At 66.5% G+C, this 14,020-nt stretch carries 16 protein-coding genes and 1 pseudogene; 6 read left to right on the top strand and 11 right to left on the bottom strand.

The window, feature by feature from the left end; genetic code table 11:
- Window positions 1-98: 98 nt before the first annotated feature.
- Window positions 99-1,004: a LysR family transcriptional regulator gene (locus HS053_RS00980; protein ID WP_174209315.1), complete on the top strand. Its 906-nt coding sequence runs from the start codon at window positions 99-101 to the stop codon at window positions 1,002-1,004.
- Between the two features lie 42 nt (window positions 1,005-1,046).
- Here the strand turns inward: HS053_RS00980 and HS053_RS00985 are convergent, their stop codons facing one another.
- The 3 genes from HS053_RS00985 to HS053_RS00995 form a co-directional block, all read right to left on the bottom strand.
- Window positions 1,047-2,027, bottom strand: a complete 981-nt coding sequence (locus HS053_RS00985; protein WP_174209316.1) for an OmpA family protein — start codon at window positions 2,025-2,027, stop codon at window positions 1,047-1,049.
- A gap of 63 nt (window positions 2,028-2,090) precedes the next feature.
- Entirely contained in the window at window positions 2,091-2,783 is a 693-nt protein-coding gene (locus HS053_RS00990) for a GNAT family N-acetyltransferase (protein ID WP_174209317.1), read from the bottom strand.
- Window positions 2,780-3,499, bottom strand: coding sequence for a competence/damage-inducible protein A (locus tag HS053_RS00995; protein ID WP_174209318.1), 720 nt, complete (start codon window positions 3,497-3,499; stop codon window positions 2,780-2,782). The genes HS053_RS00990 and HS053_RS00995 overlap by 4 nt, the downstream gene beginning before the upstream one ends.
- Window positions 3,500-3,631: 132 nt before the next feature.
- Here HS053_RS00995 and map point away from each other — a divergent pair, with 132 nt between their 5' ends.
- Window positions 3,632-4,462 (top strand): type I methionyl aminopeptidase, encoded by an 831-nt coding sequence (gene map / locus HS053_RS01000; RefSeq protein WP_174209319.1) that lies wholly within the window; start codon window positions 3,632-3,634, stop codon window positions 4,460-4,462.
- Between the two features lie 65 nt (window positions 4,463-4,527).
- Here map and rsmD read toward each other — a convergent pair.
- Both rsmD and HS053_RS01010 read right to left on the bottom strand, forming a co-directional pair.
- Window positions 4,528-5,112: pseudogene (rsmD, locus tag HS053_RS01005) on the bottom strand (16S rRNA (guanine(966)-N(2))-methyltransferase RsmD); the annotation flags it as partial.
- Window positions 5,113-5,143: 31 nt separating this feature from the next.
- Entirely contained in the window at window positions 5,144-6,349 is a 1,206-nt protein-coding gene (locus HS053_RS01010; RefSeq protein WP_174209321.1) for an NAD(P)/FAD-dependent oxidoreductase, read from the bottom strand.
- A gap of 77 nt (window positions 6,350-6,426) precedes the next feature.
- Here HS053_RS01010 and HS053_RS01015 point away from each other — a divergent pair, with 77 nt between their 5' ends.
- A complete protein-coding gene (locus tag HS053_RS01015; RefSeq protein WP_174209322.1) occupies window positions 6,427-6,915 on the top strand; it encodes a peroxiredoxin in 489 nt (162 codons plus the stop codon).
- An 18-nt stretch (window positions 6,916-6,933) separates the two neighbouring features.
- Here the strand turns inward: HS053_RS01015 and HS053_RS01020 are convergent, their stop codons facing one another.
- The 5 genes from HS053_RS01020 to HS053_RS01040 form a co-directional block, all read right to left on the bottom strand.
- Window positions 6,934-7,308: a 4a-hydroxytetrahydrobiopterin dehydratase gene (locus tag HS053_RS01020; protein ID WP_174209323.1), complete on the bottom strand. Its 375-nt coding sequence runs from the start codon at window positions 7,306-7,308 to the stop codon at window positions 6,934-6,936.
- 4 nt (window positions 7,309-7,312) lie between these two features.
- Complete coding sequence (locus HS053_RS01025) at window positions 7,313-7,915, bottom strand: glutathione S-transferase family protein (protein ID WP_174209324.1); 603 nt, start codon at window positions 7,913-7,915, stop codon at window positions 7,313-7,315.
- A gap of 75 nt (window positions 7,916-7,990) precedes the next feature.
- Window positions 7,991-9,148, bottom strand: coding sequence for a GNAT family N-acetyltransferase (locus HS053_RS01030; protein WP_174209618.1), 1,158 nt, complete (start codon window positions 9,146-9,148; stop codon window positions 7,991-7,993).
- Window positions 9,149-9,238: 90 nt separating this feature from the next.
- Entirely contained in the window at window positions 9,239-10,009 is a 771-nt protein-coding gene (locus HS053_RS01035) for a glycerophosphodiester phosphodiesterase family protein (protein ID WP_174209325.1), read from the bottom strand.
- Window positions 10,009-10,470 (bottom strand): RidA family protein, encoded by a 462-nt coding sequence (locus tag HS053_RS01040; protein WP_174209326.1) that lies wholly within the window; start codon window positions 10,468-10,470, stop codon window positions 10,009-10,011. Before HS053_RS01040 ends, HS053_RS01035 begins: the two co-directional genes overlap by 1 nt.
- A 231-nt stretch (window positions 10,471-10,701) precedes the next feature.
- Here HS053_RS01040 and HS053_RS01045 point away from each other — a divergent pair, with 231 nt between their 5' ends.
- The 3 genes from HS053_RS01045 to lpxK are packed head-to-tail and all read left to right on the top strand — an operon-like array spanning window position 10,702 to window position 13,119.
- Window positions 10,702-10,947 carry a DUF4170 domain-containing protein gene (locus tag HS053_RS01045; RefSeq protein ID WP_174209327.1) on the top strand — a complete coding sequence of 82 codons (246 nt, stop codon included), beginning with the start codon at window positions 10,702-10,704 and terminating at the stop codon, window positions 10,945-10,947.
- A 13-nt stretch (window positions 10,948-10,960) separates the two neighbouring features.
- A complete protein-coding gene (locus HS053_RS01050; protein ID WP_174209328.1) occupies window positions 10,961-12,127 on the top strand; it encodes a 3-deoxy-D-manno-octulosonic acid transferase in 1,167 nt (388 codons plus the stop codon).
- The gene (lpxK, locus tag HS053_RS01055) at window positions 12,127-13,119 is read left to right on the top strand and encodes a tetraacyldisaccharide 4'-kinase (protein WP_174209329.1); all 993 of its coding nucleotides are present in this window, start codon (window positions 12,127-12,129) and stop codon (window positions 13,117-13,119) included. Before HS053_RS01050 ends, lpxK begins: the two co-directional genes overlap by 1 nt.
- Here the strand turns inward: lpxK and HS053_RS01060 are convergent.
- Window positions 13,116-14,000, bottom strand: a complete 885-nt coding sequence (locus HS053_RS01060; protein WP_174209330.1) for an OmpA family protein — start codon at window positions 13,998-14,000, stop codon at window positions 13,116-13,118. The genes lpxK and HS053_RS01060 overlap by 4 nt on opposite strands.
- Between the last annotated feature and the right edge of the window lie 20 nt (window positions 14,001-14,020).

The raw sequence follows: 14,020 nt of genomic DNA on the forward strand, positions 1-14,020 counted from the left end.
CCATAATACCCCGGATCGGTCGCGTCCGCGCCGCGATCCTGCCCGATTTCGGGATCAATAACGCTCCATCTGCCCTCGCTGCCAACCTGGGGAAAACAATGGATCGTCTGACTGAAATGGAAGCCTTTGCCACGGTCGTAGACCAAGGCGGCTTCACCGATGCCGCCAAGAAGATGGGCATCTCGAAATCTGCCGTGTCGAAACACGTTTCGGCACTGGAGGCCCGCCTTGGCGCGCGGCTACTCAACCGCACCACCCGCCGCGTTTCGCCGACCGAGATCGGGCTGGCCTATTACGACCGCGCCCGCCGCGTTCTGAACGATGCGGGCGAGGCGGATGCGCTGGTCACCTCGATGCAATCGGCGCCGTCGGGGTTGCTGCGCATCAGCGTTGCCACCGATTTCGGGGTGAACCTCTTGTCGCCCATTCTGGGGGATTTCCTGCTGGAATATCCCGACATCACCGTGAACATGGTGCTGAACAACCGCTATGTGGAACTGATCAGCGAAGGCTTCGACCTTGCCATCCGGGTGGGGGAGCTGGAAGACAGTTCACTTCGCGCCCGCAAGCTGACCGAGACGACCAAGCGGATGATCGCCTCGCCGTCCTATTTCCAGAAATACGGCCGGCCGATGAAGATCGACGATCTGAACGACCACAAGCTGCTGCATTATTCCAATCAGGCCAATGGCAATGTCTGGAAGATTTCCGCCCCCTCGGGCGAAAAGCGGCAGGTGCGCACGGCGGGCTGGCTGACGGTGAATGACGGTCAAAGTCTGCTCAACGCCGCGATTTCCGGCCTTGGCATCGCCTATCTGCCCAGCTTCCTTTACGCGGATGCGATGAAACAAGGTCAGGTCGAAGAGGCCATTCCCGGTCTGCCGGTCGAGGTTCTGGGCATCTATGCCGTCTATCCGCCGGGCCGCTTTACCCAGCCCAAGGTGCGCGCCTTCATCGACTTTCTGGCGCGGCGCTATATCGACAAGGGCCCCGACAACTGGTGAGGGGCCGCAGGCCCCCACCATCCGATCCGCACGACAGTTTCCTCAAGGCGCGAGCAACTTGGTCGAGGTCGAAATGACCTCGACCCTTCTGTTTTTCTGCCGCCCCTCATCGGTCTGGTTCGAGGCGCGGGGTGCCAGATAGCCCACCCCCTCGGCCTGCACCTGTCCGCTGCCCACACCCAGCCGGTTGATCAGATAGGCGCGCACGCTTTCCGCCCGCGCCTTGGACAGCCGGATATTGCCCGCCAGCGCGCCCGAGGCATCGGTATGGCCGACCAGCGTGACCTGCCGCGCCGGATCGGCCGTCAGCCAACCGGCAAGCGCGGTGAGCGAGGCGAAATCACCCGTGGCCAATTCGGCCTTGCCGGTGGCAAAGACCAGATCCTCCAGCACCTCGGGCTGCCCCAGTTCCAGACGCTTGCCCAGATTGGCAGCGCTTTCCACCGTGGTTCCGGGGGGCGGGGCGGGCAGGGCAAAGGCCGACTGGTCGGGCACCGGCGCGATGAAGGGCGATTTGGTCGAAGTGGTCAAGAGCGGCGCCGGACGCAGCCCCCTGCCGATCCGTGTCACCTGAACAAAACCGTCATGTGCCGACCGGCTGACCAGCAACGCGACGAATTCCGGCCCGGACGGGCCGCTGCGCTCGGCCGCGAGATAGCGGAAATCGCCCAGATCAACATGCATGTCCGGTTCGGGCAGAACATCGGTGCCAAAGCGGAAGTCGAACCCGCCACAGGCTTCGGTCTCGCATTCGTAAAGCGCGGAGAAGCCTTCCGCGGCCAGTTGTTCGCGCAGGGGTGCGATGAGTTCCAGCGTCGAAAGCCCGGGCGTGGCGATTTTCCACGCCGTCTGTTCCAGCGCGCCCTCGGTCTGCTGTGTCGGCAGGGCGCCCGCCGCATAGGGCCCGATCGGCAGGCGGAAGGTGGTCGAAGGATCGGTCCGGCTGGCCGTGGTTTCCGCTGGGCCGGGCAGCATCAGGTCAAACCCAAGCGCGGGCTGCGCAACCATCACGGTCGCAGCCAAGGCCGCAGCACAGCGCCGCAACGGGGCAATCCGGGTCTTCACCTGCTCTGGCCTCTTCTGGGCTCACTTCTGTCGATAGTGGTATTGTCCCACAAGCTTCATGCCGAGAGAAGCATAAAGACCCCGGGCCGCCGCATTCGCCTCGGTCACCACCAGCGCCAATGTAACAGCGCCCTGATCCAGTGCCCATGCGGCAGCGGCCCGCAGGATATTGTGCGCGGAACCTTGCCGACGCAGGGCGGGCACCACCTCAAGCGCGTGCAACATGGCGATATCGCCGTGACAGGCGACAAAGGCCACGCCTGCCGCACGGTCCTGTGCCCGGCCCAGGATCACGCATTTCGGCCCCGCAGCCCGTTCCATCACCGCAAGCCGCGCCGCACCGATGCCCGCGTCGGCCCAAAGCGCGCGGGCAATCTCCATCGGCGGCCAATGCGGGAAGGTGGTCATCCGTTCCGGCGGCGCGACGCCCGCCACCGGCATGGCATAGGCCAGCACCGGATCGACCACGCGGTAGCCCCGCGCGGCAAGGGCGCTGTCCAGCGCCTCTTCGCCCGGGCGGATCAGGAACAGCGGTTCGGCCATCGCCGCTTCGGCGGCATCAAGGTCGGCGGCGGCAAAGGGCCCTTCAAGGCTTGCCGCAGAAACCCGCTTGCCCCCCCCGGCACCATCGCGCAGGCAGAGTGGGCCAAGGCGCCAATCGCGGGCAGCGGGCCATGTCGCCTCCATCGCGGCGAAAAGCGCATCCTGCTTCATCCGAACAGCGCCACAAGCTTGACCATGGCGGCATCCAGCCGCCCCGGATCGGTGCCGCGCACCACCAGATTGGTGCCATAGGCGCCATTCTGGTTGAACGGATATGATCCCATGGTCAGGTCGGGGAACTCGGCCGCAAGCGCCGCAAAGGGCGTGGCAATCTCGCCCTCGCCCCGGTTCACCCGCAGGCTTTGCGACAAGAGCGGCGCGCCCCCGGTCAGCGTCGGCAGCACGCTGGCCACCATCGCCTGAAAGATCCCCGGCACCCCCGCCATCACATGCACATTGTCCAGACTGAACCCCGGCGCGATCGACACCGGATTGTCGATCAGCCGCGCCCCCTCGGGGATACGCGCCATCCGCTGCCGCGCCTCGTTGAAGGGCTGGCCGGAGCGGTCATAATGCGCCTGAAGCAGCGCCATCGCATCGGCCCGGTGCCCGATGGCCACGCCAAAGGCGGCGGCAATGGCATCGGCGGTGATGTCATCATGGGTCGGCCCGATCCCGCCCGAGGTGAACACCGTGTCATAGCGCCCGCGCAGCGCATTCACCGCCGCGACGATATCGCCGTGATCGTCGGCCACCATGCGCGCCTCTTGCAGGCGGATGCCGATGCGGGTCAACTCGCCGGCCAGATAATGCATGTTGGAATCGCGGGTCCGGCCCGAGAGGATTTCGTCTCCGATCACCAGCATGGCTGCGGTGGGATTGCTCATGTTGCACCTCTTTGTCGCAACTCCGGGTATAGGCCGGTGCCGGCGGATGTCAAAGCGGCGGCTTGGCCCTGCGCCACTGGCAAATCCCTGCGCCATGGCCTATCTAGGGTCCGAACCGCAAAGAGGCTGACCTTGGAAGATACCCGTGGCCGCGTGACCAAAGACGGCATCCGCATCTATCAGGAGGCGGATTTTGCAGGAATGCGCGCGGCGGGGGGCATTGCCGCCGAAATCCTTGATATGGTGGGGCCGCTGGTCAAACCCGGCGCCACCACCGGCGAGATCGACGATTTCATCCGCGAAGAGATCGTGCGGCGCGGCGTCACCTCGGCCACCATCGGTTACAAAGGCTATCAGCACGCCTCTTGTATCAGCGTGAACCACGTCGTCTGCCACGGCATTCCGGGCAGCAAGGTTCCGGGCCGCAGCAATGACGTGCTGCAACCCGGCGACATCCTGAACATCGACGTGACGGTGATCGTGGATGGCTGGTTCGGCGATACCAGCCGGATGTATGTGGCGGGCACGCCCAAACCCTTTGCCCAGCGGCTGATCAATGTCACCCACGAAGGGCTGATGCGCGGCATCTCGGCGGTAAAGCCCGGCAACACCTTTGGCGACATCGGCCATGCGATCCAGACCCATGTCGAGGCTGCCCGCATGTCGGTGGTGCGCGATTTCTGCGGCCATGGCCTTGGCCGGGTGTTTCACGCACCGCCGAATGTGCTGCATTATGGCCGCGCGGGCAGCGGGCCGGTGCTGGAAGAGGGCATGTTCTTCACCATCGAGCCGATGGTGAACCTCGGCCGGCCCGAGACCAAGGTGCTGGCTGACGACTGGACCGCCATCACCCGCGACAAATCGCTTTCCGCGCAATATGAGCATTCGGTCGGCGTCACCGCGACGGGTTGCGAGATTTTCACCCTGTCGCCCGCAGGTAAATTCTTTAGCCCGAACGACTGAAGCCGGGCAGGAAAGGTGCGTGAAATCACGCACCCTACGGCATCACATGGGTAGGGTGCGTGATTTCACGCACCTTTCCCGGGAGCATCCGGCGCCCGCAGGATCGTGACCAGCGTGTCGCCGTATTTGCGCTGATCCAGCATATCGAACCCCTCAGGCGGCAGCGGGGCCATGCCTTCTTCCCAGACCACCAGCGCCCCCGGTGCGATCCAGCCGCCCTCGCGGCACGAGGCAAGGCTGACCTCACCCAGCGTCTTGCCATAGGGCGGGTCAAGGAACAACAGATCATAGCCCGCGCCCCGGTTTGGCCCCATCCGGGTGGCATCGCGGCGCCAGACATCGGTGACGCCCATCGCCTGCATCAACTCGATGTTGCGCCGCAACAGCGCCCGCGCCGCCGTGCCGTCATCGACAAAGGCCACCCGCGCCGCGCCGCGCGACAGCGCCTCAAGCCCCAGCGCGCCGGTGCCTGCAAACAGGTCCAGCACCCGCGCGCCGGTGATCGGGTCGCCGTAACCGCCATTGATCAGCAGGTTGAAAATCGCCTCGCGCACCCGGTCCGAGGTGGGCCGCAGATGGGCCTTCGGGTCACCCTCGCCCACCGCCGCCAATTGCAGCCCGCGCCGCGCGCCACCGATGATCCTCATGCCGGTCTCCTGCGCGGCAAGGCGGCGCGGCCCGTCACTTCAGCAGGGCTTTCAGATCGCTGCCCGCATCGGCCACCAGCGCCGGGTCAGGCGATTTTCCCGCCTCGATCAGCCGCTTGCCCACCATATATGCGCGCGGATCGTTCATCGCATCCACCGCCAGCAACTCCGCCCCGCGGTAATACCAGAACGAGACCGAACCGCCTTCGCCCCCCCGCGTCACTATCCGGTCGTAGCCGCTGTTCAGCCCGGCGATTTGCAGTTTGCAGTCATATTGATCCGACCAGAACCATGGCTTGGCCTCATAAGCCTTGCCCGCGCCCAGAATATTGGCCGCCACGCATTCCGCCTGATCAATCGCATTGCCCACCGATTCCAGCCGGATGCGCCCGCCTTTCCACGGGAAGCTGGCGCAATCGCCCGCCGCCCAGACATGCGGGTCGCTGGTGCGGCCTTGGGCATCGGTGCGGATGCCGTTTTCAATCGCCAATCCGGCCGCCTCGGCCAGTTCCGCGCCCGGGGTGATACCCACCCCGGCAATCACGAAATCGGCGGGCAGTTCGCGGCCGTCCGACAGGCGCACGCCGGTCACGCGCCCCTCGCCCAGCAAACGCTCCAGCCCGGTCGCCTCAAGGATCTCGGCACCATGGGCCCCATGCAGTGCGCGAAACCAGTCCGAGGTTTCCGGTGCCGCCACCCGTTGCAGGATGCGCGGGGCCATCTCGATCACCGTCACCGCGACGCCCAGCTTGCGCGCCACTGCCGCCGCCTCAAGCCCGATATAGCCGCCGCCCACCACAACCAGCCGCCGCCCCGGCACAAACTCGGCCCGCATGGCATCGACATCGGCCAGTGTGCGCACCGCATAGACCCCGGCCAGATCGCCACCGATCGCCGCAGGCAGGCGCCGCGGCCGTGACCCGGTGGTCAGCACCAGATCGTCATAATGCAGCACCTCGCCGCCCACAGTCACCGTCTGCGCTGCGGGATCAACCGCCGTCACCGCCGCGCCAAGCCGCAGGGTGATCCGCTGCTCGGCATAAAACTCGGGGCTGCGCAGCCAAAGCCGCTCCTGCTCCATCTCGCCCAGCAGATAGGCTTTCGACAGCGGCGGGCGCTGATAGGGCGGGGCTGCTTCTTCGCCGATCAGGGTGATCTCGCCGTCAAAGCCAAGGGCCCGCAGCTTGGCCGTCACAGCCGATCCGGCCTGCCCGGCCCCCACCACCACGACATGCGACATGTGAAACCCCCTCTGGTCCTGTCCCGGCGCGGAGCCTATATCCCGATGCAGAGGAAACGCAACGCGCGAGGGACCAAATGACGATTTCCGTGGGCGACAAGCTGCCCCAGGCCAATCTGCTGCAAATGGGCGCCAATGGCGCCGAAACCGTGGCGCTGGGCGACAAGCTCGCCGGGCGCAAGGTGGTGATTTTCGGGCTGCCCGGCGCCTTTACCGGCACCTGCACCACCTCGCATGTGCCCAGCTTCCTGCGTGTGCGGGAAAAGCTGGCGGCAAAGGGTGTGGATGAGGTGATCTGCATTGCCGTCAACGACCCCTTCGTGATGAAGGCTTGGGGCGAGGCGACCGGCGCGGCGGCAGGCGGCATCACCTTCCTTGCCGATGCCGACAGCAGCTTTACCAAGGCTATCGGGCAGGAATTCTCGGTGCCGCATCTGGGTTTTGCCGACCGCAGCAAGCGTTTCGCGCTTTATGCCGAAGATGGCGTGGTCAAGGTGCTGAACCAAGGTCAGGAAACCTCGGCCTGCGAGATTTCGGGCGGCGAGGCGATGCTCGACGCGATCTGAACAACCGGGCTGCGCCGGTTATTCCGGCGCGCCCTTTGCATGAATCTTGCACAGGCAGTCCACCGGCTCGGAATGGTTGCGCACCACCGTTGCCTCTCCCGCCAGCTTGTCCATCTTCTGCGCCAGCTCGATATCCAGCGCCGAAAGCCCGTCGCAATCATGGGTGGTCAGGGTTACATCCACCACATTATAGGTGTTGGACCATTCGGGATGGTGGTTCAGCTTCTCCGCCACCAAGGCGGCGCGCGACATGAAGCCCCAGGCTTCGGAAAAACTGCGGAACTTCCATATCTTGCGGATCGCATCGCGGTCGGGCACCGCACCCCAGCCCGCTTCACCCAAGGCGGGCAGCCGGGTTACGCGGTCTTCGTCCGACAACAGAACGGCGGCCATCGCCCTACTCCTTTTTCATCAGCGCATCATCCAGCGCATTCGCCCGCGCCAGTGCGGGCCGCTCCTTGATCCCGTCCCAATAGCCCGACAGCACCGCATTGCCGGGCAGGGTGCCAAAGCGCAGACCCCAGCCGATCTGGCTGCCGACATAGACATCCGCCGCGCTGAAGGCATCGCCGCAGAAATAGCGCCGCCCGTCGAGATGCCCGGTCAGCGTCGCCACCACATCCTCGATGCAGCCATAGCCGACGGCCCGGCGCCTGTCGGGGCTGGGCACCCAACCCATCGCGGTATTGACCACCGCCTGCTCCACCGGCCCGGCACCGAAGAACATCCAGCGATAGAAGGCGCCACGCTCGGCAGGCATCAGCCCTGCCTGCGGATAGGCATCGGCGAGAAAACAGCAGATCGCGGCCACCTCTGTCACCACCCCGCCGGGATGCACCAGCGCGGGCACCTTGCCCATCGGGTTCACCGCCAGATAATCGGGGGCCTTCATGCTGGTGGCATAGTCCAGCACCACGGTTTCATAGGGCTGGGCCACCTCCTCCAGCATCCAGCGCGCAATCCGCCCGCGTGACATCGGGTGTGTGTAGAATGTCAGCATCTGCGTTGTTACCCATCCTCTCTCTGCAAATATCCCACGGGGGTCCGGGGGTGTGAAACCCCCGGTCCTGCCGGGTCAGTCTGCCGCCCCGCCTCGCCGGAAGGGGCCATAGGCGGTCAGCACCTCGATCTCTTCATCCACCGCGCGCCGCTCGCCCTCCAGATACTGCGCCACCGCCTTGCGAAAGCCGGGGTCGGCGATCCAGTGCAGCGAATGCACCGGGGCGGGCAGATAGCCGCGCGCCAGCTTGTGTTCGCCCTGCGCCCCCGCCTCGACCCGCAGGCCATGGGCGATGGCGAAATCCATCGCCTGATAATAGCACAGTTCGAAATGCAGGCAGGGATAATCCGCCAGCGCCCCCCAGTAGCGGCCAAAAAGCGTGCCGCGTCCGATCAGGTTCAGCGCGCCCGCAACCGGCTGCGTGCCGTCATAGGCCAGCACCAGCAGCACATCCGCGCGCATCGTGGCGTGCATCTCGTCAAAGAAGGCGCGGGTCAGATAGGGGCGGCCCCATTTGCGGCTGCCGGTGTCCTGATAAAAGCTCCACATCGCGGCCCAATGTTCCGGGCGCAGCGCATCGCCGGTCAGCGCGCGGATCGTCAGCCCATGGGCGCGGGCCACCTCGCGCTCTTTGCGGATCATCTTGCGCTTGCGGCTGGAAAGCTGGCCGAGAAAGTCGTCGAAACTGCCGTAACCGGGGTTTTCCCAGTGATATTGCTGGGTGACCCGGTGCAGCGTGCCCTCATGTCCCGCCAGCGCGTCCGCCTCTTCCCCGGTGCAGAAGGTGACATGCAGCGAGGAAAGGCCGTTTGAGCGTGTCAGCGCGATGGCCGCTTCGAGCAGCGCGGGGCGAAGGGAGGCGGGCCCCAGAAACCGCCGCCCGGTGGCGGGCGTAAAGGGCACGGCCACCTGCAATTTGGGGTAATACTGCCCGCCGGCCCGCTCATAGGCTTCGGCCCAGCCCTGATCGAAGATGTATTCGCCCTGGCTGTGGGTCTTGACGTAAAGCGGCAGGGCGGCCAGTGCCCGCCCGCCCTGCCGCAGCACAAGGGGCCGCGCGCTCCACCCCGTGCCCGGCCCGGTGGAGGCGGAACGGTCCAGAGCCGACAGAAAGCGGTGGGTGGTGAAGGGGTCGTCCGGGCGGCCCTCCGCCGCCTCGGGGCAGGCCAGCGCATCCCATTCGGCGGCGGGGATGGCGGCCATACCATCGAGGAGATGCGCTTCAAGGTCCATCCGGTCGCCCTTTGCCACGGCGGGGGCTGTCTGCCCCCGTGCCCCCGAGGATATTTTCGCCAAGATGAAATGGGGCAGGCAGGAAAGCGGTCAAGCCGGGAACGGCGCGGCGTAGTTTTCGAAGGTGATGTTCTGCGCCACGGTCCGCGCCTTTGCCTCATCCGCGGGCGAGCGGATCGTCCATGTCAGGATTGCAGCGCCCTGTGCCTTCAGCTCGGCCACGCGCGGGCGACCAAGGTCGGCGGCTTCGTGGCTGATGAAGCTGGCGCCGGTGCGGTTGTAATCGGGGATGGCGCGGAGTTCGTCGCAGCGCGCCGGGTCAAGCGGCGCCCAGCCTTCGTAATCATAGGCGGCGGTGGTCAGGCCGCGCGGGATTGCCGGCGCCAGCCGGGCCAGATGGGCCATCACATGCGGGTTGAACGACATCAGCGCGACCGGGCCGCGATAGGCCGCAAGGGCAGCAGCAGTGGCGGCCTCAAGCCTGCCGTCGGTGTCTGACATGGTGTCGGTCGGGTCTTTCAGCTCGATCAGCAGCGGCACGCGGCCTGCGACAAGGTCCAGCATCTGCGCGAGGCCGGGGGCGGGTTCGGCACAATCCTTCAACCCGATGGCCTGCATTTCGGCCAGAGTGTAGTCGCGGACAAAGCCGGTGGCTGTGGTCAGCCGTTCCAGCCATTCGTCGTGGAACACAAGCGCCTGCCCGTCTTTCGTCAGTTGCAGGTCGCATTCGATGCCATAGCCCGCGACAAGCGCCGCCCGCATCGCGGGAAGCGAATTCTCGGGCCGCCCTTCGCTGCGCTTGTGATAGGCGCGATGGGCGATCGGGGTGGTCAGAAAGATTTCGGGCAGGGCCGCGCGCATCAGGCGATCTCGAAAATGCCTTCGATCTCGACCGCGACGCCGAAGGGCAGCGAGGCGGCGGAGACGGCCGAGCGGGCGTGGCGACCGGCCTCGCCCAGTGCCGCGACCATGAAGTCGGAGGCGCCGTTGATCACCTTGGGCTGGTCCGTGAACTCGGGGGTGGAGTTGACGAAGCCCACCAGTTTCACCGCCCGCACCACGCGGGACAGGTCGCCACCGCAGGCTTTCTTCAACTGCGCCAAGAGCGAGATGGCGCAGGCACGGGCGGCATCGGCGCCCTGTTCCACGCTCATGTCGGCGCCGAGACGGCCCTTGATCTGGCCTGCGGCATTGGCGCTGATCTGGCCCGAGATGTGGACAAGATTGCCCACCACCACGAAGGGCACATAATTGGCCGCCGGGGCGGGGGCGTCGGGCAGGGTAACGCCCAGTTCGGCGAGGCGGGTTTCGATGGCGGACATGGGCGGGCCCCTTGCTGTGCTGCTTTGCCGCGCAGGCTAGCCGGGCAGCGGCGCGGGGGCAAGCGGGGATATCGCGCGGGTTTTGTAAGTTTTTCCTTTTCATATCAGGTCTTTGCCTGTTGTGAGCGATGATTTCCGTTGCAACTGGCCTGCCCGGCCCGGCTTGCCCCCACCGATGCAAGCGGATAGCCTGCCCGCCAACCCATTGCCCAACCCATGCGGAGAGTTTCCATGAGCCAGCGCCTTCACCTCGTCTTTGGCGGCGAGTTGGTCAGCCCGCAGAAGAACGTCTTCAGGGATGTCTCGCAAATACACATCGTCGGCATGTTCCCCGACTATGCCAGTGCCTTTTCGGCCTGGAAGGCCGAGGCGCAGCGCACGGTGGACAATGCCCATATGCGCTATTTCATCGCCCATATTCACCGCCTGCGCGACGAGGCGGCGCCGGGTTCCGAGACCGAGGAACTGGGGGCCTGAGCCCCGCCTGACCATGGCGCTGTCGATTGGCCGCAGGCTTTACAATCTGACCGGGCGGCGGGAGCCGTCTTCGGGGCAGGGATGGCCAGCGCGCCCGCCGGGGCGGCTGGTCTGGTTTCATGCGCCGCGCCCCGAAGCGGCGCAGGGACTGGCCGAACTGGCGCGGCGGCTGATCGAAGAGGATGGTCTGGCGGTGCTGGGCACCGGCGCCGCCGGTGCGCTGCCCCCCCCGGCCGAGCATCAATCTGATGTGCGCGCTTTTCTGGACCATTGGCGCCCCGAACTGATCGCCGTCTCCGAGGGCGAGGTGCGCCCGGCACTGTTCCACGAGGCTGAGGCGCGACGCATTCCCGTGCTGCTGCTGGACGGGCGTGAGCCTTCGCTGCCGCTGGGGCGCGATGGCTGGTTTCCGGGCCTGTTGCGCGGGGCGCTGGCCACGGTGCGCACGGTTCTGGCGGTGGATGAGGCGGCGGCACGGGCCTTTCGCCGGGCGGGCGCGTTGCAGGTCGAAGTGGCCGGGCGGATGGAAGAGGAAAGCACCGCGTTGCCCTGCCTTGAGGCCGAGCGCGCCTCGCTGGCGGGGCTGATGGCAACGCGGCCGGTCTGGCTGGCCGCCGATGTGCCGGTGGGCGAAGAGGCGGCGGTGTGCCAAGCGCACCGCGCCGCGCTGCGGCTGGCGCATCGGCTGCTGTTGATCCTTGTGCCACAGGATCCGGCGCGGGCGGCGGACTTGGCAAAGCACATGCAGGAGGTTGAGGGCTGGACCGTCGCGCTGCGGTGCCGCGATGAAGAGCCGGACCCGGAGACCGAGGTTTACATCGTTGATAACCCGCAGGAATATGGCCTCTGGTATAGGCTGGCGCCGGTAACCTTTCTGGGGGGCAGCCTCGCCGGGCAGGGGGCGGCGCGCAACCCGATGGAGCCTGCCGCGCTGGGATCGGCCATATTGCACGGGCCGCGGGCCGGGGGGTATGGCACGGCCTTTGGTCGGCTGGGGGCTGCGCGGGCGGCGCGGGCCGTTGCCTCGGGCAGCGATCTGGCCGAGGCGCTGGGCGATCTTCTGGCGCCCGACAAGGCGGCGCGGTTGGCGCAGGCGGCATGGGCGGTGTCTTCGGACGGGGCCGAGGTGACCGACAGCGTGCTGGACCTGATCCGCCGCCTGACCGATGGGGCGGCCTGATGCGCGCCCCGGGGTTCTGGAACAATCCGCCCGAGGCGCCGGGGCTTCTGGCCCGGTTGCTGGCACCGCTGGGTGCGATCTATGCGGCGGCGACGGCGCGGCGGGTGGCACGGCCCGGCTACCGCGCCGCGGTGCCGGTGATCTGCATTGGCAACCTGAATGCGGGGGGCACCGGCAAGACGCCCACGGCCATCGCCCTTGCGCTGCGGCTGGTGGTGGCCGGGCGCGACGTTCATCTGGTCAGCCGTGGCTATGGCGGGCGGCTGGAGGGGCCGGTGCGCGTGGACCCGGCCCGGCATTCGGCGGCGGATGTGGGCGACGAGCCCCTGCTGATGTCGGCCTTTGCGCCGGTCTGGGTGGCAAAGGACCGGGCGGCGGGCGTGCAGGCCGCCGAGGCGGCAGGGGCAAAGGTGATCCTGCTGGATGACGGGTTTCAGAACCCGGCGGTGGCCAAGGATCTGTCCATCGTGGTGGTCGATGCCGAAACCGGCTTTGGCAACGGGCTTTGCCTGCCCGCCGGGCCGCTGCGCGAGCCGGTTGCGGCGGGGCTAGCGCGGGCCGATCTGGTGCTGGCCATCGGTCCGGCGCCGGCGCAGGCCGGTTTTCGCGCCCGCTGGGGCGCGGCGCTGGGGGGGGTGCCTGTGCTGACGGGGCATCTGGCGCCGGTGCAGATGGGCATGGACTGGCAGGGGGAGCGGGTGCTGGCCTTTGCCGGAATCGGGCGGCCCGAGAAATTCTTTGCCACCCTGCGCGAACTGGGGGCGGTGCTGGTCCGCGCCGAGCCGCTGGACGATCACGCGCCGCTGTCCGAAGCCCTGCTGCTGCGGCTGGAGGCCGAGGCTTTTGCGAAAGGCGCCCAGCTTGTCACCACCGAAAAGGATGCCGCACGCCTGCCCGCCGCCTTTCGCGCCCGGGTGCTGACGCTGGTGGTGCGGCTGCATTTCGACGACGACGCGCCATTGCAGCGGGCGCTGGCGGCGTTGGGCCTTTAGTATCCGTTGAACTCGAACACGTCCGAAACCTTGGCCAGCACGCCTTCGGTGACCGAACCGAGGCCCGGCATCTGCACGCCCGATCCGCCCTCAATCGGGATCATCCCGGGCTTAGTGGCAACAAAGCCCTGACTGTCCGAGAAATTCAGCATGGCCAGCCGCATCGTGCCGCCGATGCTGGCCGAGCCGAGCGTGGCACCCGCATCCTGATAGAGCTGCGCGCGGGTGTTGAAGTTATACAGCTCCACCGGGCGCGAGGTGGTGAATTTGGTGGGCGGCCCCGCCTTGGTGACCGAACCGGGGCCGGGGATCTTGGGGATCGAAATGCCGATGCCGACCCCGGTATAGAAGAAGAAACAGGTCTTCTTGCGGATCAGATCGGTGATCTGGAAAAAGAAATTGTCGGCCTGCCCAAGGATCGAAGCCGACCCGCCGCCGACGACGCGGATTTCAAACTTGGTCGCCTCGGGCGGTTTGGGGGCGACGGGCACCGGGCGCGGCGGCGGCTTGGTGGCATAGACCATCACATCCACCGCCCGGTAATAGCCGGAATTGTCGCTGGCATCGGGGCCGCTCTGGCTGTCGCCAAAGCCGGTTTGCTGCTGAAAATTGACATTCTCGGCATAGGTGGCGATGCGCTCTTTCACCGCCTTGATCCGCTGTTCGGACAGCACGGTGTTGAAGGCCGAATTGCCCCTGCGGCTGGCATAGCCGAAAAGATCGACCCATGGCCCGATCATGCCCTTGATGACCGGGGCAACCTCGGTATCCAGATACTGGATATGCGAGGTCAGAAGCTTGGCTTCGCTGGTTACGAAATTGCACAGGCGCGCGGCGGATTTCGCCGAGGTGCCCGTGATGCGCTGAACGTCATCGGCCATGGGGGACTCACAAGGATTTG

Source organism: Tabrizicola fusiformis (assembly GCF_013328815.1).
Classification (GTDB): Bacteria; Pseudomonadota; Alphaproteobacteria; order Rhodobacterales; family Rhodobacteraceae; genus Fuscibacter.

Bases quoted from the DNA above. Each gene is read 5' to 3' on its own strand.
- HS053_RS00980 (WP_174209315.1), top strand. From the start codon at position 99: ATGGATCGTCTGACTGAAATGGAAGCCTTTGCCACGGTCGTAGACCAA.
- HS053_RS01020 (WP_174209323.1), bottom strand. From the start codon at position 7,308: ATGGCCGCCGTTCTGTTGTCGGACGAAGACCGCGTAACCCGGCTGCCC.
- HS053_RS01045 (WP_174209327.1), top strand. From the start codon at position 10,702: ATGAGCCAGCGCCTTCACCTCGTCTTTGGCGGCGAGTTGGTCAGCCCG.
- HS053_RS01050 (WP_174209328.1), top strand. From the start codon at position 10,961: ATGGCGCTGTCGATTGGCCGCAGGCTTTACAATCTGACCGGGCGGCGG.
- HS053_RS00990 (WP_174209317.1), bottom strand. From the start codon at position 2,783: ATGAAGCAGGATGCGCTTTTCGCCGCGATGGAGGCGACATGGCCCGCT.
- lpxK (WP_174209329.1), top strand. From the start codon at position 12,127: ATGCGCGCCCCGGGGTTCTGGAACAATCCGCCCGAGGCGCCGGGGCTT.
- HS053_RS01015 (WP_174209322.1), top strand. From the start codon at position 6,427: ATGACGATTTCCGTGGGCGACAAGCTGCCCCAGGCCAATCTGCTGCAA.
- HS053_RS01035 (WP_174209325.1), bottom strand. From the start codon at position 10,009: ATGCGCGCGGCCCTGCCCGAAATCTTTCTGACCACCCCGATCGCCCAT.
- HS053_RS01060 (WP_174209330.1), bottom strand. From the start codon at position 14,000: ATGGCCGATGACGTTCAGCGCATCACGGGCACCTCGGCGAAATCCGCC.
- HS053_RS00995 (WP_174209318.1), bottom strand. From the start codon at position 3,499: ATGAGCAATCCCACCGCAGCCATGCTGGTGATCGGAGACGAAATCCTC.
- HS053_RS01010 (WP_174209321.1), bottom strand. From the start codon at position 6,349: ATGTCGCATGTCGTGGTGGTGGGGGCCGGGCAGGCCGGATCGGCTGTG.
- HS053_RS01025 (WP_174209324.1), bottom strand. From the start codon at position 7,915: ATGCTGACATTCTACACACACCCGATGTCACGCGGGCGGATTGCGCGC.
- HS053_RS01030 (WP_174209618.1), bottom strand. From the start codon at position 9,148: ATGGACCTTGAAGCGCATCTCCTCGATGGTATGGCCGCCATCCCCGCC.
- HS053_RS01040 (WP_174209326.1), bottom strand. From the start codon at position 10,470: ATGTCCGCCATCGAAACCCGCCTCGCCGAACTGGGCGTTACCCTGCCC.